Annotated in this window: 20 protein-coding genes; 2 read left to right on the top strand and 18 right to left on the bottom strand. The window is 68.5% G+C overall.

Going from position 1 to position 22143, the window contains the following annotated elements; all coding sequences use genetic code 11:
- Window positions 1-8: 8 nt before the first annotated feature.
- Genes ACG04R_RS16810 through ACG04R_RS16800 form a run of 3 tightly spaced genes read right to left on the bottom strand, consistent with a single transcriptional unit; the run spans window position 9 to window position 2604 of the window.
- On the bottom strand, window positions 9-1295 hold the full coding sequence (locus tag ACG04R_RS16810; protein ID WP_394413085.1) for an ABC transporter ATP-binding protein: 1287 nt from the start codon (window positions 1293-1295) through the stop codon (window positions 9-11).
- A complete protein-coding gene (locus tag ACG04R_RS16805) occupies window positions 1295-2209 on the bottom strand; it encodes a hypothetical protein (protein ID WP_394413083.1) in 915 nt (304 codons plus the stop codon). Before ACG04R_RS16805 ends, ACG04R_RS16810 begins: the two co-directional genes overlap by 1 nt.
- A 5-nt stretch (window positions 2210-2214) precedes the next feature.
- Complete coding sequence (locus ACG04R_RS16800; protein ID WP_394413081.1) at window positions 2215-2604, bottom strand: CU044_2847 family protein; 390 nt, start codon at window positions 2602-2604, stop codon at window positions 2215-2217.
- Between the two features lie 210 nt (window positions 2605-2814).
- On the opposite strand from ACG04R_RS16800, the gene ACG04R_RS16795 reads away from it, so the two are divergent.
- Window positions 2815-3723: a hypothetical protein gene (locus ACG04R_RS16795; RefSeq protein WP_394413079.1), complete on the top strand. Its 909-nt coding sequence runs from the start codon at window positions 2815-2817 to the stop codon at window positions 3721-3723.
- Between the two features lie 7 nt (window positions 3724-3730).
- Here the strand turns inward: ACG04R_RS16795 and ACG04R_RS16790 are convergent, their stop codons facing one another.
- Together ACG04R_RS16790 and moaA are read right to left on the bottom strand one after the other, a co-directional pair.
- Window positions 3731-4942 carry an NAD(P)H-dependent flavin oxidoreductase gene (locus ACG04R_RS16790; protein ID WP_394413076.1) on the bottom strand — a complete coding sequence of 404 codons (1212 nt, stop codon included), beginning with the start codon at window positions 4940-4942 and terminating at the stop codon, window positions 3731-3733.
- Between the two features lie 84 nt (window positions 4943-5026).
- Window positions 5027-6091, bottom strand: a complete 1065-nt coding sequence (gene moaA, locus ACG04R_RS16785; protein WP_394413073.1) for a GTP 3',8-cyclase MoaA — start codon at window positions 6089-6091, stop codon at window positions 5027-5029.
- Window positions 6092-6233: 142 nt separating this feature from the next.
- On the opposite strand from moaA, the gene ACG04R_RS16780 reads away from it, so the two are divergent.
- Window positions 6234-6626 carry a ribonucleotide reductase subunit alpha gene (locus ACG04R_RS16780; protein ID WP_394413070.1) on the top strand — a complete coding sequence of 131 codons (393 nt, stop codon included), beginning with the start codon at window positions 6234-6236 and terminating at the stop codon, window positions 6624-6626.
- A 210-nt stretch (window positions 6627-6836) separates the two neighbouring features.
- Here ACG04R_RS16780 and ACG04R_RS16775 read toward each other — a convergent pair whose 3' ends face one another.
- The 13 genes from ACG04R_RS16775 to ACG04R_RS16715 form a co-directional block, all read right to left on the bottom strand.
- The gene (locus ACG04R_RS16775; protein WP_394413067.1) at window positions 6837-7334 is read right to left on the bottom strand and encodes a YajG family lipoprotein; all 498 of its coding nucleotides are present in this window, start codon (window positions 7332-7334) and stop codon (window positions 6837-6839) included.
- A gap of 508 nt (window positions 7335-7842) precedes the next feature.
- Entirely contained in the window at window positions 7843-8124 is a 282-nt protein-coding gene (locus ACG04R_RS16770; RefSeq protein WP_394413064.1) for a hypothetical protein, read from the bottom strand.
- Window positions 8125-8228: 104 nt separating this feature from the next.
- The gene (locus tag ACG04R_RS16765) at window positions 8229-8669 is read right to left on the bottom strand and encodes a hypothetical protein (protein ID WP_394413056.1); all 441 of its coding nucleotides are present in this window, start codon (window positions 8667-8669) and stop codon (window positions 8229-8231) included.
- Between the two features lie 460 nt (window positions 8670-9129).
- On the bottom strand, window positions 9130-9423 hold the full coding sequence (locus ACG04R_RS16760; protein WP_394413053.1) for a DUF2249 domain-containing protein: 294 nt from the start codon (window positions 9421-9423) through the stop codon (window positions 9130-9132).
- 45 nt (window positions 9424-9468) lie between these two features.
- Entirely contained in the window at window positions 9469-10146 is a 678-nt protein-coding gene (locus ACG04R_RS16755) for a carbonic anhydrase (RefSeq protein WP_394413050.1), read from the bottom strand.
- 13 nt (window positions 10147-10159) lie between these two features.
- Window positions 10160-10909, bottom strand: coding sequence for a peptidylprolyl isomerase (locus ACG04R_RS16750; RefSeq protein ID WP_394413047.1), 750 nt, complete (start codon window positions 10907-10909; stop codon window positions 10160-10162).
- Between the two features lie 8 nt (window positions 10910-10917).
- Entirely contained in the window at window positions 10918-11607 is a 690-nt protein-coding gene (narI, locus tag ACG04R_RS16745) for a respiratory nitrate reductase subunit gamma (RefSeq protein ID WP_394413044.1), read from the bottom strand.
- The gene (narJ, locus tag ACG04R_RS16740; RefSeq protein ID WP_394413041.1) at window positions 11604-12296 is read right to left on the bottom strand and encodes a nitrate reductase molybdenum cofactor assembly chaperone; all 693 of its coding nucleotides are present in this window, start codon (window positions 12294-12296) and stop codon (window positions 11604-11606) included. Before narJ ends, narI begins: the two co-directional genes overlap by 4 nt.
- 11 nt (window positions 12297-12307) lie before the next feature.
- The gene (narH, locus tag ACG04R_RS16735; protein ID WP_394413037.1) at window positions 12308-13831 is read right to left on the bottom strand and encodes a nitrate reductase subunit beta; all 1524 of its coding nucleotides are present in this window, start codon (window positions 13829-13831) and stop codon (window positions 12308-12310) included.
- A gap of 17 nt (window positions 13832-13848) precedes the next feature.
- Window positions 13849-17631 carry a nitrate reductase subunit alpha gene (locus ACG04R_RS16730; protein WP_394413034.1) on the bottom strand — a complete coding sequence of 1261 codons (3783 nt, stop codon included), beginning with the start codon at window positions 17629-17631 and terminating at the stop codon, window positions 13849-13851.
- 11 nt (window positions 17632-17642) lie between these two features.
- Entirely contained in the window at window positions 17643-18962 is a 1320-nt protein-coding gene (locus ACG04R_RS16725) for an MFS transporter (protein WP_394413031.1), read from the bottom strand.
- Between the two features lie 179 nt (window positions 18963-19141).
- Entirely contained in the window at window positions 19142-20755 is a 1614-nt protein-coding gene (locus ACG04R_RS16720) for an MFS transporter (RefSeq protein WP_394413027.1), read from the bottom strand.
- Between the two features lie 19 nt (window positions 20756-20774).
- Window positions 20775-22028 (bottom strand): MFS transporter, encoded by a 1254-nt coding sequence (locus ACG04R_RS16715; RefSeq protein WP_394413024.1) that lies wholly within the window; start codon window positions 22026-22028, stop codon window positions 20775-20777.
- Between the last annotated feature and the right edge of the window lie 115 nt (window positions 22029-22143).

Raw genomic sequence — 22143 nt, 5'->3', positions numbered from 1 at the left:
CGGCCGCGTCAGCTGAACAGCCGCCGGATGGAGGCGCTGTTGTCGCGGAAGTAGGAGACCGCGATGCCCTGCTCCACCAGCAGGCGCAGCAGGTCCATCGGCTGGCAGGTCGGCACCGTGCGGATGCGCAGGTGCACGCCGTCCTGCTGGACGCTGGTGACGAGGTCGCCCAGCAGCAGGTCGCGTACCTGATTGGCCCGCGTCGCGGTGCCGATCTCGAACTCGTTGTCGCCGTAGCGGCGCTGGATGGCGCGCACATCGCCGACATAGTCCACCTGGCCGTTCTTCAGGAAGACCATCTGCCCGCACACCGCCTCCAGGTTGTAGAGGTCGTGCGAGCTCATGATGACGGCCATCGGGTGGATGTAGGACTGCGCCAGGTCGCGTACGTCCTGCAGCAGCCGACCCTTGGCCAGCACGTCGAGGTTGGCCAGCGGCTCGTCCATGACCAGAAGGCGCGGCTTCCACACCAGCGCCCGGGCCAGCGCGAAGCGCAGCTTGGTGCCGCCCGAGAGCTCGTCCCAATGCTTGTCGACATGGCCGCCCAGGTCCAGGCGTTCGATCATGAAGCCGACCTCGCGCTCGTTGTCCTCGCCCTTCACGCCGTGGATGGCGGCCTCGAAGTGCAGCGTGTCGACGAGCCGGCCACGCCAGGCGGGCAGCTCCTGCGGCACGAAGGCGATGTGGTCCTTGACGACGGGCCAGTCGATGTCCGGCTCCCGCTGGTGCAGCATCGGGTAGCCCAGCGTGCCTTCGCTGGCCGACAGCTGGCCGCTGACGATCTTCAGCAGCGTCGTCTTGCCGTGCCCGTTCTGGCCGACGACGCCGGTGATCTCGCCCAGCCGCAGGTCCAGGTCCAGCGTGCCGAGGCTGAAGCCGCCGTAGCGCTTGACCACGCCGGCACAGCGGAAGAAGGTGGCCTGCTCCGGCGCCGAGCGCATGTAGTGCTCGCGCAGCCGGGCCTTGGCGCGGGCGCGTTCCGCCAGGCCCGCCTGGCCCTGCCCGCTGGCGTGTTCGGCGAGGATGGCATCCAGCAGCGCGATCATGCGCGGCACCAGGTCGTCGGACTGTGCGCCGGCCTCGAAGCGGCTCATCAGCCGCAGCTTCAGCGCCTCGTCGCGCAGCGCGGGCGCCACGGCGTACTTCTCGGCGAAGGACAGCAAGCGGCGCGCCCCGTCTGCCGGTGCCCCAGGCACGTCCGGCGACAGGCGCTCACGCAGCGCGCCGGCCTCGGTGCGCAGGCCGCTCAGGAAATCCTCGTTGCTCGCGGGCGGGGTGGGCTCTTGCGCTTGCATCAGGCGGCTCCCGGTTTGAGCCGCCGCGACAGCGACTCGACGACCTCGTTCAGCAGCGCGAGCAGGCTGTCGACGATCTCCATCGTGAAGCGCATCGTCACCTCGACCCGCTCCCTGGCGTCGCGCACCGACTCGATCTGCATGTTGAGCAGGCGCTGGCGCGCGCTCAGGCTGGTCACGCGGCTCTTGGCGTCTTTCATGCCGGGCTCGTGCAGGAAGGAGTCGATGAGGTCCATCAGCCGCTTGCGGGCGCCTTCGATGTCGAGCTGGCCCACGAGCTGGCGGACTTCCTCCTCGCGCGCCGGCACGTCGTAGGACGGTGCCTCGCGTGCGCGCAGGTGCGCCTCCAGCCAGCCGTTCATCAGTTGGTCGATGGACAGCACGCAACCGCGGGCGACGTTGCCATCGGTGTAATGCGCGTAGCTGATGCCCCATAGGCGATCGCCGTTCGCGACGCCGGCGCCGCTGTAGCCCTCGGGGTGCTTGGGCTCGGTCTCGTGGTGGCGCAGCGCGGCATCGAACTGCACCACGCGCAGCGGCAGCGGCCGCTCGTGGTGGCCGCGGAAGTAGCCGTTCAGCGTCACGTCCGGCCCCAGCGCGTTCATGTTGCCGCCGAAGTCGATGGGCGCAGCGCAGGCGTGCAGTGGCATGGCCTCCACGCGCACCAGCGCGGCGTCCAGCTCGGGGTGCTTGAGCAACGGGTCGGTGTGCGGGGACTGCCGCAGCGGCATCGCCTGCGTCGCATTGCTGTGCGGGCGCGCCCACAGCGTGGCGTTGGTCTCGTCCTCAAACGCGTGCTTGACGGTGAGGATGAGCCCGTCGCCGACGAAGACGCCGCTGCAGACGAAACAGCCTGGGCTCGAGTCGTACTGCGAGCGCCAGAAGCTGACCAGCGAGTCGGTGGGCAGCGACATGGCCGTCAGCCCTTGCCGGGACTCCATTTGGCGGTGACCTTCACCGCGCCGTTGGCCTCGCCCTTGGCGACGAAGAAGCCCACCGTGCCCTTGAAGCCCAGCGACACCTCCACCGACACCTCGCTCAGCCCCGGCAGCGTCAGGCAGGAGGCCTTGATCGGCTCCAGCACGGCCTCGAGCGTGGGGCCGATCTGGGCCAGCTCCGTCGCGCCGGGAACGCTGGCGGGCGCAGTGGCGCCGCCGCCCGACGACGTGCGGGTCAGCGCGGGCTGGTTGGCGTCTGCCGGCGCAACCGTGACGCGGGCCGGCGCACTCGCGACCGGCGCCGGCACGACCTCGTCGCTCTCGATCCACACCGTCCGCCCACCCATGGTCACCGGGCGCAGTTCGCTCATCTTTCACTCCCCTGGATTCGTTCTTCGCCGCTCCGTCAGGCAGTCTGCGTCGGGTGACCCGGCAGAGCAAGGTGGCGATGCGGGGATGTCCTTTCCATTGAGGATGGGTCGGGCCGCACACCGAGATTGATGTCGATCAAACCGGCCGCCAGGGGACTTTGAAGGAGATCAAGGACGCAGCACGCCGTCAGGCCGAGCATCGCGTTCACCATGCCTACCCATGCCGCTCCGCCCAGCTGCTGCGCCGGCCTGCGCCAGACCCTGATCCAGGGTTGGCAGCAGGACTTCCCGCTGCACCCGTCGCCGTTCCGCCAGATGGCGGCGCGCAGCGGCGCAACGCCGCGCGAGCTGCTGAGCACCTGCCGCGAGCTGAACCGCAGCGGCGCTCTTCAGCCCATCCGCGTGCGCTGGGGCGCGACGCTTCGGCGAGCGCGCTGGCGCCTGGCCTTCGACGCGCCGCCCGGCCTGGCCGCCGCGCTGGCCGCGCTGCCCGGCTGCTACCGCATCGAACGCGCCGAGACCGGGGCCGACGTGCCGACCGTCTGGGCCGAGATCGAGGCGCTGGACGAGGCCGCGCTGCGCCGCCAGCTCGCACGCCTGCCGGTGTCGCCCCGCGCGCGGCTGCGCCTGCCCTCGACCGACGCCGCGCTGAGCTGCGACGACGTCCGGCTGGCGGCGTGCATGGAGCAAGGCCTGCAGCTGTGCTCCAAGCCGTTCGCCGAATGCGCCAAGCGGCTGGGCTGCAGCGAGCACCGCGTGCTGTCCAGCCTGAGCGCCTGGCGGCGTAGTGGTCAGCTCGATTGCCTCGTGCTGAAGCCGCCGCCGACACCGGTGCCGCAGCTGGGCATGCTCGCGCTGTGGCGGCGCATCGAACCCTCGGCGGACCTGCTGGCGCGGCTGCGTGAGCAGCGCGGCATCGACCGCGTCGTTGAAGGCCCGGGCTCGGAGGAATGGCCGTGGCGCCTCAGCGTCGTGTTGCGCGCCACGCCGCAGCTGGGCCACCAGCCCTGGCGCGAGCGGCTGGCCGAGGCGGGTCTGGCCGCGGCGCCCGACAGCTGTGTGCCGCTGCGCATCGAGCAGCCCCGCGATCAGGCCATGCTTTTCAACACCGAGGGCTAAGCCTCGGTCAAGTCGGCGTCGCGGGTGTGCCGAGGGGCACGCCGGGCGTCAGCAGGCGCTCCAGCAGCTGGCTGACGCTGGCGATCTGCGCACCGAACGGCAGCTCGCCGCGGCCGCGGAAGAACAGGCCCTTGGTCGTCTCGCCGCGCAGCGCGGCGGCCAGGCGCTGGTCGATGCAGAACTGTCCCCAGCCCTTGAGGCCGTCGCGCAGGCCGCACTGGCTCAGGCAGTCGAAGGCCATCGTGCAGCGCTGCTTGATCTGGGCCACCGCCTGCAGCCGCTCCTCGGCCTTGAGGTATTTCTTCAGCCACGGCGTCATGACGGCACGTGCCGGCAGGCCGGCGACGCTGGTGAACTCGACGAGATCGTCGTCACGCGCGTCGGCCAGCACCTGCTTGAAGTTGGGGTGGGCGTCGCACTCCTCGGTGGCGACGAAGGCCGTGCCGAGCTGGGCCGCATCGGCGCCGAGCGACTGCAGGCGCTGGATGTCCTCGCAGCGGCGCACGCCGCCGGCGGCGATCAGCGGCACGCGGCCTTCGACGCCGGCATCGCGCAGATGCTGGCGCACGGCCGGCAGCACGGTCTCGAACTCGAAGCGCGCATCGCCCAAGTCGGCCACGCGGGCCGCGCCAAGGTGGCCGGCCGCGTGCGCAGGGTGCTCGATGACGATGGCGCTGGGGATGCGCTGGCGGCGCTCCCACTTGCGCCACAGCAGCGCCACGCCACGGGCATCGCTGAGGATGGGCACCAGCGCCGTGTCGGGGTGGTCCTGCGCCAGCTCGGGCAGGTCCAGCGGCAGGCCGGCGCCGACAACCAGCGCATCCGCACCTTCCTGCAGCGAGGTGCGCACCGAGGCCGCGTAGTCGCTGACCGCGCGCATCACGTTGACGGCAACGACCCCGCGCCCGCCGGCGATCTCCCGCGCCTGGCGGATCTCGCGCGCCAGCGCCTCCTGGTTGGCCTGCTCGATGACGGCCTTCTTCTCGTCACCGTCGCGCATCCCTTCGCTGCGTGCCATCAGGTCGGCGTGGTGGCGGCGCAGGTCCACCGACGCGATGGTGCCCCAGGCACCCAGCGCCGCGACGCTGCCCGCTAGCCGGTGCGCCGAGATACCCACGCCCATGCCGCCCTGCACGACAGGCAACAGCTGGCGGCCGGCCAGTTGCAGAGGACGCAGCCCGGCGGCGGCCATGCGTTCGAGAAGCGAAGGAGTGGTCATGGCAACGAGAGGGTGGGAGGGAAAGGGGCGATGCTGGCGCCAACGGCGTGGCGCCGCTTTGATGCAGTGCAAGGTCCGGCGGATTCATCCGCCCAGCACGTGCATGTCGGCGCGTTCGATGCGGATGGTGCCGAGCCGCTCGCGCTGCTCGGAGTAGGCGTCGCTGCGCCCGGCCCAGATCGCGGCCAGCCGCTCGCGCAGGCCGGCCTCGCTGGCGTGCGGGTCGCGCAGCAGCGGGCGCAGGTCTTCGCCACGGGCGGCGAACAGGCAGGTGTAGAGCTGGCCTTCGGCCGTCAGCCGGGCGCGCGTGCAGTCGCCGCAGAAGGCCTTGCTGACGCTGCTGATGAAGCCGATCTCGCCGGCGCCGTCTGCATAGCGCCAGCGCTCGGCCGTCTCGCCGCCGCGCGTGGGCTGCAGTGGCAGCAGCGGCCAGCGCTCGGCGATGCGTGCGCGCAGCTCGGCGCTGGGCAGCACCTCGCCGAGCTTCCAGCCGTTGTGGCGGCCGGCGTCCATGAACTCGATGAAGCGCAGCACGACGCCCCCGCCATCGTTCTCGCGGAAGTGCTGGGCCAGCGGCAGGCACTCGCCGTCGTTGACGCCACGGCGAACGACCATGTTGACCTTGATGGACGCGAAGCCCGCCCGCTGCGCCGCCTCCAGCCCGCGCAGCACCTCGGCGACCGGGAAACCGACCTCGTTCATGCGCTGGAACACGGCGTCATCCAGCGCGTCGAGGCTGACGGTGAGGCGGTTCAGCCCGGCGTCGCGCAGGGCCTGGGCCTGGCCGGCCAGCAGGCTGCCGTTGGTCGTCAGCGCGAGGTCGGGAGGCGTGCCGTCCAGCGTGCGCAGCGCCGCCAGCTGGGCGATGAGCTGCGGCAGGTCGCGGCGCAGCAGCGGCTCGCCGCCGGTCAGGCGCAGCGTGCGCACGCCCAGCGCCAGCGCCTGGCGTGCGACCTGGGCGATCTCCTCGAAGTTCAGCAGCCGCGCCTGCGGCAGGAAACGGTGGCCGGGTCCGAAGCGGCTGCGCGGCATGCAGTAGCCGCAGCGGAAATTGCAGCGGTCGGTCAGCGAGATGCGCAGGTCGCGCCAGGGGCGCTGGCGGCGGTCGCGCAGCTCGCCGTCGGCGCTCGTCCAGGGCAAGGATTCCATGCCGCCGATTCTTGGGCGCCGCTCCGCCCTGGCCCATCCGGCCATGGCAGGAGCCGGGGTGGCGCCGCCTAGTTCTTTCGGCGGACCCCGCCCTCCTCCGTCCGAGCCGCCGCGCGAGGCTGGGCCGGCTCAGACTGGCACCATGAACATCGAACACTTTGACGACCTGCTGGCGATGGCCCGCAAGCAGCGCGAACCGCAGCACCTGCTGATGGTCTTCACCACCGCCGAATGCGAGCCCGACGCGACGCCCGAGCAGCGCGCCGCGCATGCCTCGGGCGAAGGCGGCGTGCTGCGCCCGCTGATGTGCGTGGACAAGGACCCGGCCGAGCTGAAGGACTTCCAGTCCCTCGCCGCCGAAGCACGCCAGGCCGGACCAGCCTGGCAGCTGATGTTCACCGCCGCGCTGGCCGGCCGCACGACGGCCAGCGAGATCAAGCGCATGCTGGAGCTGCTGGTCAAGCGCGTGGAGACCGGCGAGTTCGGCGGACTGCTGCCGTTCAATGTGGACGGCGAGGCAGTGCTGATTGGCTGAGGCCTGCACCTACGGGCGCGCACGGATGCAATTGCCTCCCGGGCGGTGCCAGTCCTTGCAGGGCGGCTGCTGAAGGCGGGGAGCCGCCCGTTCGCGTCAGACTCAGCCGCTGACGGCTATCGACCCTGAGCGGACGTGGGTACTGCGGTCTGGTTGCCCTGAAGCGGCCGCTCAACGTTTGACTCAGACCGCATTCTCGCTAGCGTCCGGCTAGGAGCCACCCGAGACTGTTGCCGTTGCCGCGGTGCCGGAGGCTTCGTCTTCGATCCAGGCCGACGCAGCCTCACCGTCGAAGCGGGCCTTGACCACATACGTGTGCTCCTTGGCAGCCGTGAACTCGACTGTGCCCTTCGCCTTGAATTTGTTGAATGCGTCAAAAACGGGGGTGGCGCTTACAGACCGGCAGCCGATCGAGAGCGAGTGACGACCCGGTGTAATGGGGTGATCCAACCGACGAACGAGCAAGATGTTGCCTTTGCCAAAACTTGCCTGAATGCTTTCGCCTATCGAGTTCGCTACGTCGGTTCCGTCGACGCTAAGCACGACGCAGAATGTGGCGCGCCCCTGCTCGATCGCGTACACGCTGTCCTTGACCGTCGCGTCGGGCTGGTAGATCAGATTCAGCGACGGTGCTTGCGATGGAGGGGTGGCGCAGCCTGCGAGAAGAAACAGCTGAACGAGCAATGCAGGAATAAACAGCTTATTCATTTCAAACGCCTCGAGACGGTTTTCTTTGGTCTAGCGTTGGAGCTGAGGGGGAGAAGCCGGTTGGCCGCACATGGCGACGATCACCTGCTGTGCAGAGTACGGCCAGTCGGGCGAGTTCCGTTCGATTGATCGGTTATCCATCTCGAACTACCTCCAGGACTCGACCGCTCCCCACCATGCGCGAGCCCTCGTGAATGAGCCAAGTAGTGCCGGGCACTAGCGGCGAGAGCACGTCGGGATACAAGAGCCTTACCACTGCAATGCATTCCTCCCCCAGGCCTAGCCATTCTCGACCTTCGAAGGTTATGTCACCGGCTACCGTCGACTCTGCCCCGGGGAAGACATGATTGGGCCGAACTCCCGACCTATATCCGATGGTTTTTCCGCTGACTGCGGCAGGCAGCAAATGGATTTCCGCACGAACTGTCAGTAGTGCTTCCATGATGGCTAACGTGAAAGTGAGCGGACGCCGCAGGCGGTCCGCTCCAATGGCAGGTTAAAGCGCATATCAGCCCGCGTCTCTGATGTGCTTGACGTAGAGAGTTTGCAACTCGTACATACGCCGCTCGACAGGCCCAAAGTCCAGCTCCGACCTGTAAACCCCGAAGCTTGGCCGGAACGAGCCTGGCAACCTTCCCTCATCGGCCAAAGTTAGCCATAGCCGAACATTTCGGAGTGCCACATCGGCGTTTGGATAGCTCTCGTCGCGCTCTGCGACCGCTACCTCAAGCTCCGCTACGACCTCTGCAGCGAGGACCTTGAACGTCTCGATTGCTTCAGCGAGCTGCATCCTCTTGGTAGGCCTGCGAAAGAGACGGGAGAGCAAAGACAACGACGGCTTTCGGATAGGGTGATCCCAATCCTGCAGGGCTGATCTCTGCGGGATTCGGCCGCTCAGACCTTGGCGAGGAAGGCCGCCGCATCGCCCGCTTCACACTTCCAGTCTGCGAAGACCCCGACCAGATTGCACTCCACGCAGCGGCAGGCGATGTAGTACCAGCGAACGTCATGTGTGCCCTCGTACACGGAGACACCGGACATCAGCTCGAACACCTCGTTCTCGCAAATGCACTCGTGCGTTTCTGGGGCGGCTTCTTCAACGTAGTCTGCGCTGTCGCCCATCAGGTGGTCCTGCCCGCAGTCTGTGCAGGTGCGGATTGCCACGCCGGCTTCTTCATCGGTCCGCAGCGCGAAGGTCCGGCATCCGCAAGCGCATTTGGACGTCGCAAACCGGACGGCCTCATGGCGATTCGCGACGCTGTAGCTGCGCAGCTCGGCTTGGGTGTCGCCGGACGTCGTTCCGTACCAGAACTCCCCCTTCTTCGTCAGTGCCATCGATGCTGCTCCATGCTTCCAGTCGGGCTTCCCGGCAGGCATGGCGCCAGGCTCGCCTCGACTGTCTGGATTTTGCCTGCAGGCCCGGAGAATCCCCGTCAAGGGCCTGGGTCGGGAGCGGCCGCCGATATGCCGCCACTCACCGCTCCGATTCAAGCGGCACCCAACAGCCTGGAGCCGGGTTCGGCTTTGCAGCGATTGCACCCGGGCAGCTAGCCACGTGGCGGCACCAACGCGGAACCAAATGGCTGCTCCTTCGATATGTACGAGGCCAACGAGGACCAGGGCAAGCCCGTGCAAGCCTAGCCCCAGTGCGATGCGCGGCAGCCAGTGGGCGCTGTTCGAAGGTATGGCTACGAGGATGGCCGCTCGTCAAGCGCCCCGGACGCAGCCGGTCCTGAGCGGCTGCAGCCTTGGGGCTGACCGGCAGCAATCGCGACCAAGCCACCCATTCCTGGCGCTAGCCGCCGCAGCCCCCACAGCCGCAACCGCCTGCCACGGGCACGGCCGCGGCGGCCTCGCCGGCCTTCACCCGGGCGATGCGGATGCGCCAGGCGCCGGGCTCGGCCTCCAGCACGCGCCAGCTGAAGGCGTCCGGGTGGCGGGCGCCGAACTGCATCAGCAGGCCGCGTGGCTCGTGGTCGTTGATGAGCTCGAAGGCCTCGCCCGGCGCGAGCGCGTCGAAGCTCTGGAAAGCCAGTTGATGGCGCTCGAAGGGGGCAAGCGAGCGGAAGTCGTAGAGAGGTGTGGTCATGGTTGTCAGCCTAAGGTTGAGCGCCTCGCGGCGCCTTGAGCGGTTTCAAGCCAGCGGGATTCCGCTCGCATCCAGCTCGGTGAGTTGGTAGGGGCCGGTGCCCGCGTTGTCGGCGCGCGAGGCGGGCACGAAGGCGCCGACGGCGACGTCGAACACGTGGACCTCGCCGTCCTCGATGACGTAGTGCCAGCCGTGCAGCGTCAGCGCCCTCGCCTCGACCTGCTCGCGCACCATCGGGTAGGCCATCAGCCGCTCCAGCTGCAGCACGATGGCGCGCTGCTCGGTGCGGCGCATGACCTCCGGGCCGGGCTCGGCGACGGGCAGCGCGGCCTCGCGGCCCAGGTCCAGCCAGCGCGCGAGGTTCTGCGCGGCGGGCGGCACCTCGCCGTACAGCGCACGGATCGCGCCGCAGTGGCTGTGGCCGCAGACGATGACGCGACGCACCTGCAGGTTCAGCACGGCGTACTCGATGGCCGCGGCCGTGCCGTGGAAGCCATGGCTCTGGTCGTAGGGTGGCACGAAGGCGCCGACGTTGCGCACGAGGAAGAGCTCGCCGGGGCCGGTGCCGGTCAGCAGGTAGGGCACGAGGCGGGAGTCCGAACAGCCGATGAACAGCGTCAGCGGGTGCTGCCCCTCGTCGACGAGATGCCGGAACAGCGAGCGCTGCTGCGGGAAGGCGTCGTCCTTGAAGCGGCGCAGGCGTTCGAGCAGCTCGTCGGGCATGGCGGCCTATTGCCTATTGAACGAGAGGAGACTTCGCCTGCTGAAGCTCGACCCCCTGCAGCCGCGCGTCGGCCGCCAGCGTCTGAAGGTACTGGCGCAGCGCGCTGACCTGATGCAGCTGACGCATGCGCTGGGCGACGGCCTCGCGCACCTGCTCGAAGGCCGGCAGCTGGCCCGGCTCGCGCGCGTCGATGGCGACGACGTGCAGGCCGAAGCGGCTGTGCACCAGCTGCGGCAGCACGCCGATCTCGCTGCGGCCGAACAGCTCGCGGGCGAACTCGGGGGCGCAGTCCGCAGCCGTCAGCCAGCCCAGCCGCCCGCCTTCGGCACCACTGGGGCAGTTGGACAGCTCTTTCGCAGCATCGGTGAAGGCGGCCGCATCGCTGGCACGCAGGCGGATCAGATGGCCTTCCGCGCGCTGGCGCAGCAGGCCCACGTCCACGCCGGGCGTGACGGCGAACAACACATGGCGCAGTTGCAGCCGCTCGCCCTGCGCGTAGTGGCGCGCGTTGGCGTCGTAGTGGCGGCGGCAGGCGGTCTCGTCGGGCTCGGGCCCGGCCAGCTCCTGCGCGATCAGCGCCTCGATGGCCTCGCTGGCGGCCTGGCTGATCGCGCCGTCGCGCGGCGTGGGGTCGTCGGCGGCCAGCAAGCCCAGGCCGATGGCGCGCTGGCGCAGCAGCTCGGTGCAGGCGCGCTGGCGCAGCGCTTCTTCATCCAGCACCTCGTCGGCAGTCGCAATCTCGATGTCGTTGACGTAAGCCATGATTGACCTCACTTGTGCAGGCGGCGCGAGCGCACGACCTGGTAGGGGCGCAGGACATAGAACACCGACGCCAGGCCGCTCCAGACATGCACCAGGCGCGTGAACGGGAAGATCAGGAACACCGTCATGCCCAACACCATGTGGACCTTGTAGGGCCAGGCCAGCGGCACGAGGGCGCTCGCGTCCGGGCGCAGCGTGACGATGCGCTGCGCCCAGTCGGACAGCACCAGCATCACGGAGCCATCGCTGTGCGACAGCGAGAACGGCAGCGTGATGAGGCCCAGCGTCAGCTGCAGCCACAGCACCCACAGCAGGGCCAGATCGCTGCGGTGGCTGGTGAGACGGATGCGCGCGTCGGTGGTGCGGCGCCAGATCAGCATCGTTAGGCCGATGAAGCAGAACGTGCCCGCCACGCCGCCGGCCACGATGGCCAGCATCTGCTTGTTGGCCGCGCTGATGAAGTGCTCGTAGACGGCGTGCGGCGTCAGCATGCCGACTGTGTGGCCCGCCATCAGGAACAGGATGCCGGCGTGGAACAGGTTGCTGGCCCATTTCATGCCGCGCGTGCGCAGCAGCTGGGAGCTGTCGCTCTTCCAGGTGTACTGGTCTCTGTCGAAGCGGGCCAGGCTGCCCAGCAGGAAGACGGCCAGGCAGATGTACGGATAGACGACGAACAGGAAGTTGTAGACGGGGGTCATGCCTGGGCTCCCGATTGATGGGGACCGTGCTTGCGCACGATGTGGATGGGCTGCGGCTGCTCGGGGCGCGACTGGCCGGCACTGGAGCAGCCGCCGAAGGCCTCGGGTTCGGCCCAGGCCTCGTCGAGCTCCGGCTCGGGCGGGATCTCGACGGCCTTGGCGCGTTCACCGGCCAGCTCCAGCACCGCCGCCAGCACGCTGGCGTAGGCGCTTTCGCGGCGCTGCAGCGCGCTGAAGATGGCCCGCACGATGTGGGCCGTCTCGGCGAGGAAGTCGCGCGCCTCGCGCGGCGGCTGCGTGGAGGCGTACTCCAGCACCACCGAGAGGTGGTCGGGCAGCTCGCCGGGCGACAGCTGCAACCCGGCGCGCTCATAGGTCTGCTGCAGGTCGACCATGGCGGGGCCACGGTCGCGCGAATCGCCATGGATGTGCTCGAACAGGTGCAGCGCCGTACCGCGGCCACGGTCGAAGAGGTCGACGAACTCGGCCTCGACCGTGAACGGGTCGTCGCGCTGCAGGCGCTGCAGCAGCGCGCAGAGTTCGTCGAGGCGGCCGGCCGGCAGCGCGGCCTCGACGCGCAGGGCCTGCTGCAGCTCGGGCACGGCGGCGCGGAAGGCTGCGTCCGGGTAGCGCAGCAGCGCAGCGAGCACGCGCAGCGTGTAGACGGCAGGGGTAGGTGCATTGAACATGATGGCCCTCCTCAGTCGGTCACCTTGATGGGGATGGTCCGGCGCTTGGGCGAGCCGAACAGGCTCATCTCGGTCTCGCCGTCGGAGCAGCCGTTGCCGAAGCTGAAGCCGCAGCCGCCGCGCACGTCGAACGCGTTCTCGGCGTATTCGCGATGCGTCGTCGGGATGACGAAGCGGTCCTCGTAGTTGGCGATGGCCATCACGCGGTACATCTCCTCGACATCCGGCGCAAGCAGGCCCACCTGGTCCAGCACGGCGCGGTTCTCGACGCCGTCCACATGCTTGCCGCGCTGGTAGGCGCGCATGGCCAGCATGCGCTCCAGCGCACGCTCCACGGGCCACACGTCGCCGGCCGTCAGCAGGTTGGCGAGGTATTGCACGGGGATGCGCAACTGCTTCACGTCGGGCAGCTCGCCGACGGCGCCGATCTGGCCGGCATTGGCCGCCGCGCTGATGGGCGACAGCGGCGGCACGTACCAGACCATGGGCAGCGTGCGGTACTCGGGGTGCAGCGGCAGCGCGACCTTCCAGTCCACCGCCATCTTGTAGACGGGGCTGTTCTTCGCGGCCTCCAGCCAGTTGTCGGGGATGCCGTCGCGGCGCGCCTGGGCGATGACCTCGGGGTCGTGAGGGTCCAGGAAGAGGTTGAGCTGGGCCTGGTAGAGGTCCTTGTCGTTGGGCGTGGCAGCGGCCTCGGCGATGCGGTCGGCGTCGTACAGCAGCACGCCGAGGTAGCGGATGCGGCCCACACAGGTCTCTGAGCAGACCGTCGGCTGGCCCGCCTCGATGCGCGGGTAGCAGAAGATGCACTTCTCGGCCTTGCCGCTCTTCCAGTTGTAGTAGATCTTCTTGTAGGGGCAGCCCGACACGCACATGCGCCAGCCGCGGCACTTGTCCTGGTCGATCAGCACGATGCCGTCTTCCTCACGCTTGTAGATCGAGCCCGAGGGGCAGCTCGCCACACACGCCGGGTTCAGGCAGTGCTCGCACAGCCTGGGCAGGTACATCATGAAGGTGTTCTCGAACTGGCCGTAGATGTCCTTCTGCACCTGGTCGAAGTTCTTGTCCTTGCTGCGCTTGCTGAACTCGCCGCCGAGGATTTCTTCCCAGTTCGGGCCCCACTCGATCTTCTCCATGCGCTGACCGGTGATGAGGCTGCGCGGGCGGGCCGTCGGCGCGTGCTTCATCTCGGGGGCCGAGTGCAGGTGGTCGTAGTCGAACGTGAAAGGTTCGTAGTAGTCGTCGATCTCCGGCAGGTTGGGGTTGGCGAAGATCTTCATCAGGAGCTTCCACTTGCCCCCCTGGCGCGGCTCCAGCTTGCCGTCGGGCCTGCGGACCCAGCCACCGTTCCACTTGTCCTGGTTCTCCCATTCCTTGGGGTAGCCGATGCCGGGCTTGGTCTCCACGTTGTTGAACCAGGCGTACTCGACGCCGGGGCGGCTGGTCCAGACGTTCTTGCAGGTCACCGAGCAGGTGTGGCAGCCGATGCACTTGTCCAGGTTCAGCACCATGCCGATCTGTGCGCGAATCTTCATTGCGTCCTCCTCGTCGTTCAGCGGTTGCCGGCCAGCGCTTCGTCACCCGACGACTCACGCGGCGTGTCGAGCCAGTCGACCTTGTTCATCTTGCGTACGACGACGAACTCGTCGCGGTTGGTGCCGATGGTTCCGTAGTAGTTGAAGCCGTAGCTGTACTGCGCGTAGCCGCCGATCATGTGGGTGGGCTTGGTGACGATGCGCGTCACCGAGTTGTGGATGCCGCCGCGCACGCCGGTGATCTCGGACCCGGGCGTGTTGATGATCTTTTCCTGCGCGTGGTACATCAGCGTCATGCCGGGTTTCACGCGCTGGCTGACCACCGCGCGGGCCGCGATGGCGCCGTTCAGGTTGAACAGCTCCACCCAGTCGTTGTCCTCGATGCCGGCTTTCTTCGCGTCGTCCTCGCTGAGCCAGATGACCGGCCCGCCGCGGTTCAGCGTCAGCATCAGCAGGTTGTCGCTGTAGGTGCTGTGGATGCCCCACTTCTGGTGCGGCGTGATGAAGTTCAGCGCGATCTCGGGGTGGCCGTTGGGCTTGATGCCGTGGATGCCGCTGGTCGCCTTCAGGTCCACCGGCGGGCGGTAGCTCGTGAAGCCCTCGCCGAAGGCGCGCATCCACGGGTGGTCCTGGTAGAACTGCTGACGGCCGGTCAGCGTGCGCCATGGAATCAGCTCGTGCACGTTGGTGTAGCCGGCGTTGTAGGAGACCTTCTCGCTCTCCAGGCCGCTCCAGGTCGGCGAGCTGATGATCTTGCGCGGCTGCGCCTGCACGTCGCGGTAGCGGATCTTCTCGTCCTCGCGGTGCAGCGCCAGGTGCACGTGCTCCCGGCCGGTGGCCTTGCCCTGCGCCTCCCAGGCCTTCACGGCAACGTGGCCGTTGGTCTCGGGCGCCAGTTGCAGGATGACCTCGCAGGCATCAATGTCGCTGACGATGCGGGCGCGGCCGGCGGCGTCGGTGCCGTTCAGCTCGGCGAGCTGCGCGACCTCGGTCTTCGTGTCCCAGCCGATGCCCTTGCCGCCGTTGCCGAGCTTGTCGAGCAAGGGGCCCAGCGACGTGAAGCGCTCGTAGGTGGCCGGGTAGTCGCGCTCGACGACGGCGATGGTGGGCGCCGTCTTGCCGGGGATGAGTTCGCACTCGCCCTTCTTCCAGTCCTGCACGCCGAAGGGCTGGGCCAGCTCGGCCGGCGTGTCGTGCATCAGCGGCGACATCACCACTTCCTTCTCCACGCCCAGGTGGCCGACGCAGACCTCGCTGAAGGCCTTGGCGAAGCCCTTGTAGATCTCCCAATCGCTCTTCGCCTGCCACACCGGGTCCACCGCCGCGGACAGCGGGTGGATGAACGGGTGCATGTCGCTGGTGTTGAGGTCGTTCTTCTCGTACCAGCTGGCCGTGGGCAGCACGATGTCGGAGTACAAGCAGGTCGTGCTCATGCGGAAGTCCAGCGTCACGACCAGGTCCAGCTTGCCCTGCGGTGCCTGTGCATGCCAGCGCACCTCGCGTGGCTTGGCGTCGTCCGCGCCCAGGTCCTTGCCCTGCACGCCGTTCTCCGTGCCCAGCAGGTGCTTGCAGAAATACTCGTGGCCCTTGCCGCTGGAGCCCAGCAGGTTGGAGCGCCAGACAAACATGTTGCGCGGCCAGTTCTGCGGCGCGTCGGGGTCCTCGCAGCTCATCTGCAGCGAGCCGTCGCGCAGGCCCCGCACGACGTAATCCTTGGGCGCGAGGCCCGCGGCGCCCGCGTCCTTCACGACCTGCAGCGGGTTGGTCTTGAGCTGCGGCGCGCTGGGCAGCCAGCCCATGCGCTCGGCGCGCACGTTGCAGTCGATCATGCTGCCGTTGAACTCGGCGCGCTCGGCCTCCGTCGCCAGCGGCGACAGCACCTCGTCCACGCCCAGCTTCTCGTAGCGCCACTGGTCGCTGTGCGCGTAGAAGAAGCTGGTGCTGTTCATCTGGCGCGGCGGGCGCACCCAGTCGGTCGCAAACGCCAGCGGCACCCAGCCGGTCTGCGGGCGCAGCTTCTCCTGGCCCACGTAGTGCGCCCAGCCGCCACCGCTCTGGCCGATGCAGCCGCACATCATCAGCAGGTTGATGACGCCACGGTAGTTCATGTCGCAGTGGTACCAGTGGTTCATCGCCGCGCCGATGATGACCATGGACTTGCCCTGGGTCTTGTGCGCGTTCTCGGCGAACTCGCGTGCCACGCGCACGACCTGCGCGCGCGGCACACCGGTGATGGCCTCCTGCCACGCCGGCGTGTAGGGCGCGTTGTCGTCGTAGCTGGCCGCGCCGGAGCCGAAGCCGCGGTCGATGCCGTATTGCGCGGCCTGCAGGTCGAAGACGGTCGCCACGAGCGCCTCGCCGTCCTGCGTCTTCAGCTTTGTTGCCGGCACGCGGGCGCGGTGGCTGACGCCGTCCTGTTGCGGGTTGGGTGTGAAGTGCGCGCTGGCGCTGCCGGCGAAGTACGGGAAGGCCACGTCGACGATGTCGTGCGCCTGCGGGCCGTCCTCGACGAGCGACAGCTTGAGCCTGACATCCCCGCCGCCCTCGGCCTCCTTGGCCTCCAGGTTCCACTTGCCGGCGTCGTCGCGCCCTTCCGCGCCCCAGCGGAAGCCGATGGACCCGTTGGGCAGCACCAGCAGGCCGTCGGCGTTGAAGGCCAGCGTCTTCCACTCGGGGTTGTTGCTCTGGCCCATCTGGCCGGCCAGGTCGCTGGCGCGCAGGTAGCGCGTGGGCACGCGGGTCTTGCGGCCGTCGGGCAGGGTCTGCTCCTCCAGCAGCACCAGCAGCGGCAAGTCGGTGTAGCGGCGCGCGTAGTCGTCGAAGTACGGCGAGCGCTGCTTGAAATAGAACTCGTTGAGGGCCACGTGGCCCATGGCCATCGCCAACGCCGCATCGGTGCCCTGCTTGGGGTGCAGCCACAGGTCGGCCAGCTTGGCGACCTCGGAGTAGTCGGGCGTCACGGCCACGGTCTTCGCGCCCTTGTAGCGCACCTCGGTGAAGAAGTGCGCGTCCGGCGTGCGCGTCTGCGGCACGTTGCTGCCCCAGGCGATGATGTAGTTGGAGTTGTACCAATCGGCCGACTCGGGCACGTCGGTCTGCTCGCCCCAGATCTGCGGGCTGGCCGGCGGCAGGTCGCAGTACCAGTCGTAGAAGCTCATGCAGACGCCGCCGATCAGGCTGAGATACCGGCTGCCCGCCGCGTAGCTGACCATGCTCATCGCCGGGATCGGCGAGAAGCCGATGATGCGGTCGGGCCCGTGCTGCTTGATCGTGTAGACGTTGGCCGCGGCGATCAACTGGTTGACCTCGTCCCACGTCGAGCGCACGAAGCCGCCCATGCCGCGCACCTGCTGGTAGTCGCGTCGCGCGGCCTCGTCGGCCTGGATCAGCGCCCAGGCGTCCACCGGCGTCCTGGCCACCTTCAATGCCTCGCGCCAGCGCTTGAGCAGCCGGCCGCGCACCATCGGGTACTTCACGCGGTTGGCGCTGTAGAGGTACCAGCTGTAGCTGGCGCCCCGCGCGCAGCCGCGCGGCTCGTGGTTGGGCAGGTCGGCCCGTGTGCGGGGGTAGTCGGTCTGCTGGGTTTCCCAGGTGACGATGCCGCCCTTCACGTAGATCTTCCACGAGCAGGAGCCGGTGCAGTTCACGCCGTGCGTGCTGCGCACGATCTTGTCGTGCGCCCAGCGGTTGCGGTAGGCGTCCTCCCAGGTGCGGTCCTCGCCGGTGGCGACGCCATGGCCGCCGGCAAAGACTTCTTTCGGCAGCTGGAAGGCGGTCAGTCGGTCCAGGAAATGGGACATCTCTCTCTCCGTTAACAAGACAGGGGGGCGTGCTGCCGGCCGTAGCACCACCAGCAGATGGCCATGCAGCTCAGGTAGAACGCCAGGAAGCAATACAGCGCGGCCTGCGGGCCGCCGGCGAGCGCGATCGCGCTGCCGAAACTCTTGGGGATGAAGAAACCGCCGTAGGCACCGACAGCCGAGCACAGGCCCAGCGCCGCGGCACCCTGGGCCTGCGCCTCGCGCAGCGAGCCGCGCCCCCAGCGGGCCTCGCGCAGGAAGCCCAGCGGCACCATGCGGAAGGTGCTGCCGTTGGCGATGCCGGCGGCGACGAACATCAGCGCAAAGCTGGCGACGAACAGCGACGCCCCGCCCTCCCCGGCCAGGCCGAACAGCACGCCCAGGATGCCCACCGCCAGCGCACCGAAACACACCATGCTGATGCGCGCGCCGCCACAGACGTCTGCCGCCCAGCCGCCCAGCGGCCGCGCCAGCGCACCCATCAGCGGGCCCAGCCAGGCGAGCTGCTGGGCGCCGGCCAGCTCGGGGAACTGGCTGCGCAGCAGCAGCGGGTAGGCCGCGGCAAAGCCGATGAAGCTGCCGAAGCTGCCCAGGTACAGCCAGCTCATCAGCCAGCTGTGCCGGCGGGTGAACAGCTGGGCCTGCTCAGCCATGCCCACGCCGCTGGCCGGCAGGTCGTCCATGCCGAACCAGGCCGCGAGGCTGCTCAGCACGATCAGCGGCAGCCAGACGAGGCCCGCATTGGCCAGCCCCGGCAGGCCGAAGACATCGGCGCCGATCACCGCCGGCACCAGCCACTGCGCCAGGCCCACGCCCAGGTGGCCGAAGCCGGCCGCCAGCCCCAACGCCACGCCCTGTTCGCGTGCCGGGAAGCAGGCGCTGATGTGAGCCATGCCGCTGGCGAAATTGGCACCGCCCAGGCCGCACAGCAGCGCCAGCGCGACCATCCATTCGTAGGGCGTGGTGGGGTCCTGCACCGCCAGCGCGATGCCGCCCGTGGGCAGCAGCAGGCTGGCCGTGGACAGGGCCGTCCAGCGCCGCCCGCCCACCCAGGGCACGGCGAAGCCGTAGAAGATGCGCAGCGTCGCGCCGCACAGCGCCGGCAGCGCACTGAGCCAGAACAGCTGGTTGGTGCTGTAGCGGAAGCCCGCCGCCTGCAGGTGCACGACCAGCACCGACCACAGCATCCACACGGCGAACGACAACGCCAGCGCGGGAATGGCGAAGCCCAGGTTGCGAAGCGCCACGCCGCGGCCGCGACCGGACCAGAAGTCGGGGTCTTCCGGGTTCCATTGCAGGGGCAGTGACAGGGGCTTGCTCACGGGAGTCATCCTCTGCGGCGGTGCCTGCCGCGACCATCCATCGCCGGGCGGGCGGCAGGGGCGCGGAAGGACGAGGCAGCTCGCCCACTGCATCGTTCTTTCGGACGATGCCCCCCCGCCAACACAAAAGCCCGCGGGCACGGAACCGACGCTCCGTGCCCGCGGGCTGTTGCCAAGCGCAATGCGCTTCAGGGGTTCTTGATCTCCGCGCCGCGGCGCAGGTAGAACCACCAGTTCAGCACCAGGCACACGGCGTAGAAGGCCGCGAAACCGTAGAACGCCAACTGCGGCGTGCCGGCCTTGATCTGCTCGCCGATCAGCACCGGCGCGATGAAGGCGCCGTAGGCGGCGACGGCGGAGGTCCAGCCCAGCACGGGGCCGGCCTGCTGGCGGTCGAAGATGACGCCGACCGAGCGGAAGGTCGAGCCGTTGCCGACGCCGCTGGCCGCGAACAGCAGCACCATCAGACCCATGAACGCCGGAAAGAACTGCTCCGGCGTCGCCGAGCCGTAGGCCTGCTGCATCACGTAGCCGACAGCCACGGACGCGAACACCATGACGGCCGAGATGACCTGCGTGACGATGGAGCCGCCGACCTTGTCGGAGATCCAGCCGCCGACGGGCCGCACGGCGGCACCGACAAAGGGGCCTATCCAGGCGTAGGCCAGCACGGTGGGCGCGTTGGGATTGTTCAGCGTGTGCTGCATCACGCCGCCGGCGTCGGGTACGTGGCTGATGCCGAAGATCACCTTCATTGCCAGCGGCAGCGCCATCGAGAAGCCGATGAAGGAACCGAAGGTGACGATGTAGAGCGCCGTCAGCGCCCAGGTGTGCTTGTTGCCGAAGATCGCGAACTGCTTCTTCACGCCCTCCTTCATCTCGCCGAAGGCAGCCAGCCGCATGACCGTGAGCGCCATTACGATGTCCAGCGGAATCGCCACCCACATGTTCAGCAGCCCCAGGCCGGTGGGCTTGGGCAGGTAGAGCCAGAGCATGAAGATGGTCGGCACAAAGGCCAGCGAGTACAGATACGTGATCTTGGCGAAGGCGACCAGCGGCGAGCCGGTGGCCGGCGACACCGTCTTCAGGTTGTTCATGCCGAACCAGCACAGCGCACCCAGCGGCACCAGCGAGAACACCCAGGCGAAGCCGGCGTTCTGGATCCAGGTCGGCGTGCCGGCGGCGATCTTGCCGAAGATCCAGCCGCTGTCCTTCAAAAGCAGCTCGGGCGCGCCGCCCAGTGCGCCAAGAAGCGGCAGCGTCATCACCAGCGGAATGACGATCTGCATCGTCGTCACGCCGAAGTTGCCCAGGCCCGCGTTCAGGCCCAGGGCCGTGCCCTGAAGCCGCTTCGGGAAGAAGCCGCTGATATTGGACATGGACGACGCGAAGTTGCCGCCGCCCACGCCCGACCACAGCGCCATCAGCTGGAAGGCCCACAGCGGCCAGTCCTTGTGCTGCAGAACGATGCCGGTGCCGATGGCGGGGGCCAGCAGCATGGACGTGGTCAGGAAGATGGTGTTGCGCCCGCCAGCCAGGCGGATCAGGAAGGAGGCAGGAATGCGCATCGTCGCGCCGGCGATGCCGGCGATGGCGGTCAGCGTGAACAGCTGGGCCTGGCTGAACGGGAAGCCCAGGTTCAACATCTGCACGGCGATGATGCCCCACATGCCCCACACGGCGAAGCCGCACAGCAGCGCCGGGATGGAGAGCCACAGGTTGCGGTAGGCGATGCGCTTGCCGGTCTTTTCCCAGAAGGCGGCCTCTTCCGGGCGCCAGTCCTGGATGTCGTTCTTGCTCATGTCGTGTCCTTGGAGGAGATCAGGCGGGCTGGGCGCCGTGGCCCATGACGTCTGTGCGGCGCACTTCGGTCCAGTACATCCAGATCAACGAGACCCAGACGACGCCGTACATCAACATGAAGGCGCTGGAGCGGATGCCGGTCAGGTCCAGCAGCGCACCGAACAGGATGGGCAGCACGAATCCGCCCAGGCCGCCGGCCAGGCCCACGATGCCGCTGATGGCGCCGATGTTGCCGGGGTAGTCGTCGCTGATGTACTTGAAGACCGAGGCCTTGCCGAAGGCGAAGGCGACGCCCAGCACGGCCAGCAGCCCGGTGAAGCTGTAGACGTCCAGACCGATGTGGAAGGTCTTCGCACCGGCCATCGTCAGCACCGTGAAGTCGGTCTGCGGATAGCTGAGCAGGAACAGGCAGATCCAGCTCACCCACATGACCCACCACGTCACCTTGTGGGCGCCGTACTTGTCCGACAGCAGGCCGCCGATGGCGCGCAGCACGCCGCCCGGCAAGCTGAAGCAGGCCGCGAGCAGCGCGGCGAGGCGGATGTCCAGGCCGTACTCGCCGACGTAGTACTGCACCATCCACAGCGCCAGCGCCACGTAGCCGCCGAACACGATGCTGTAGTACTGGCAGTACTTCAGCACGCGCGGGTCCTTCAGCGCCTGGAGCTGTTCGCGGAAGCTCGCGTTGCTGGTGACGCGGTGCGCCGGGTTGCTGTGGCTGAACAGCCAGAACAGCACCACCGTGCCGGCCATGATGGCCGCGTAGACCTTGGGCACGATCGCCCAGCCGAAGCTGACGAGCAGCACGGGTGCCACGAACTTGTTGACCGCCGAACCCGAGTTGCCGGCGCCATAGACACCCATCGCCATGCCCTGGCGGCTCTTGGGGAACCAGCGCGCCACGTAGGGCGTGCCGACCGAGAAAGCACCACCCGCCAGACCCACGAACAGGCCGATGACGAGGAAATGCCAGTACTGCGTGGCGTAGGCCATCAGCCAGATGGCCGGCACCGTGGCGGCCATCAGCAGCGCCATGACGATGCGGCCGCCGTAGCGATCGGTCCAGATGCCCAGCGGCACGCGCACGAGCGAGCCGGTCAGCACCGGCATTGCCGTCAGCAGGCCGAACTCGGTGGCGTTGAGCCCGAGCTGCTTCTTGATCGGGATGCCGATGACACCGAACATCATCCACACCATGAAGCAGACGGTGAAGGCCAGCGTGCTGACGATCAGGACGGACCAGGCCTTGCGGTCGACGGGTGGGGCGTTCATGCGCGTTCTTCCTCAGTGACGATGAAGCCACTGTCCCGCGCGCGCGCTGTGCCGCCCATTCGCCTGACGATCAGCGCGGCCCCGGCCGCTGGGAGGACGGCCGCCGACGCGGCCT

The sequence above is a fragment of the Pelomonas candidula genome (assembly GCF_043555985.1).
Classification (GTDB): domain Bacteria; phylum Pseudomonadota; class Gammaproteobacteria; order Burkholderiales; family Burkholderiaceae_C; genus Pelomonas; species Pelomonas candidula.
Note: the sequence above shows the minus strand (reverse complement) of the source record. Positions and strands in the feature narration are given on the sequence as shown.

Excerpts from the sequence above, each read along its gene's own strand:
- ACG04R_RS16810 (WP_394413085.1), bottom strand. The coding sequence starts at position 1,295 with ATGCAAGCGCAAGAGCCCACCCCGCCCGCGAGCAACGAGGATTTCCTG.
- ACG04R_RS16805 (WP_394413083.1), bottom strand. The coding sequence starts at position 2,209 with ATGTCGCTGCCCACCGACTCGCTGGTCAGCTTCTGGCGCTCGCAGTAC.
- ACG04R_RS16800 (WP_394413081.1), bottom strand. The coding sequence starts at position 2,604 with ATGAGCGAACTGCGCCCGGTGACCATGGGTGGGCGGACGGTGTGGATC.
- ACG04R_RS16795 (WP_394413079.1), top strand. The coding sequence starts at position 2,815 with ATGCCTACCCATGCCGCTCCGCCCAGCTGCTGCGCCGGCCTGCGCCAG.
- ACG04R_RS16790 (WP_394413076.1), bottom strand. The coding sequence starts at position 4,942 with ATGACCACTCCTTCGCTTCTCGAACGCATGGCCGCCGCCGGGCTGCGT.
- moaA (WP_394413073.1), bottom strand. The coding sequence starts at position 6,091 with ATGGAATCCTTGCCCTGGACGAGCGCCGACGGCGAGCTGCGCGACCGC.
- ACG04R_RS16780 (WP_394413070.1), top strand. The coding sequence starts at position 6,234 with ATGAACATCGAACACTTTGACGACCTGCTGGCGATGGCCCGCAAGCAG.
- ACG04R_RS16775 (WP_394413067.1), bottom strand. The coding sequence starts at position 7,334 with ATGAATAAGCTGTTTATTCCTGCATTGCTCGTTCAGCTGTTTCTTCTC.
- ACG04R_RS16770 (WP_394413064.1), bottom strand. The coding sequence starts at position 8,124 with ATGCAGCTCGCTGAAGCAATCGAGACGTTCAAGGTCCTCGCTGCAGAG.
- ACG04R_RS16765 (WP_394413056.1), bottom strand. The coding sequence starts at position 8,669 with ATGGCACTGACGAAGAAGGGGGAGTTCTGGTACGGAACGACGTCCGGC.
- ACG04R_RS16760 (WP_394413053.1), bottom strand. The coding sequence starts at position 9,423 with ATGACCACACCTCTCTACGACTTCCGCTCGCTTGCCCCCTTCGAGCGC.
- ACG04R_RS16755 (WP_394413050.1), bottom strand. The coding sequence starts at position 10,146 with ATGCCCGACGAGCTGCTCGAACGCCTGCGCCGCTTCAAGGACGACGCC.
- ACG04R_RS16750 (WP_394413047.1), bottom strand. The coding sequence starts at position 10,909 with ATGGCTTACGTCAACGACATCGAGATTGCGACTGCCGACGAGGTGCTG.
- narI (WP_394413044.1), bottom strand. The coding sequence starts at position 11,607 with ATGACCCCCGTCTACAACTTCCTGTTCGTCGTCTATCCGTACATCTGC.
- narJ (WP_394413041.1), bottom strand. The coding sequence starts at position 12,296 with ATGTTCAATGCACCTACCCCTGCCGTCTACACGCTGCGCGTGCTCGCT.
- narH (WP_394413037.1), bottom strand. The coding sequence starts at position 13,831 with ATGAAGATTCGCGCACAGATCGGCATGGTGCTGAACCTGGACAAGTGC.
- ACG04R_RS16730 (WP_394413034.1), bottom strand. The coding sequence starts at position 17,631 with ATGTCCCATTTCCTGGACCGACTGACCGCCTTCCAGCTGCCGAAAGAA.
- ACG04R_RS16725 (WP_394413031.1), bottom strand. The coding sequence starts at position 18,962 with ATGACTCCCGTGAGCAAGCCCCTGTCACTGCCCCTGCAATGGAACCCG.
- ACG04R_RS16720 (WP_394413027.1), bottom strand. The coding sequence starts at position 20,755 with ATGAGCAAGAACGACATCCAGGACTGGCGCCCGGAAGAGGCCGCCTTC.
- ACG04R_RS16715 (WP_394413024.1), bottom strand. The coding sequence starts at position 22,028 with ATGAACGCCCCACCCGTCGACCGCAAGGCCTGGTCCGTCCTGATCGTC.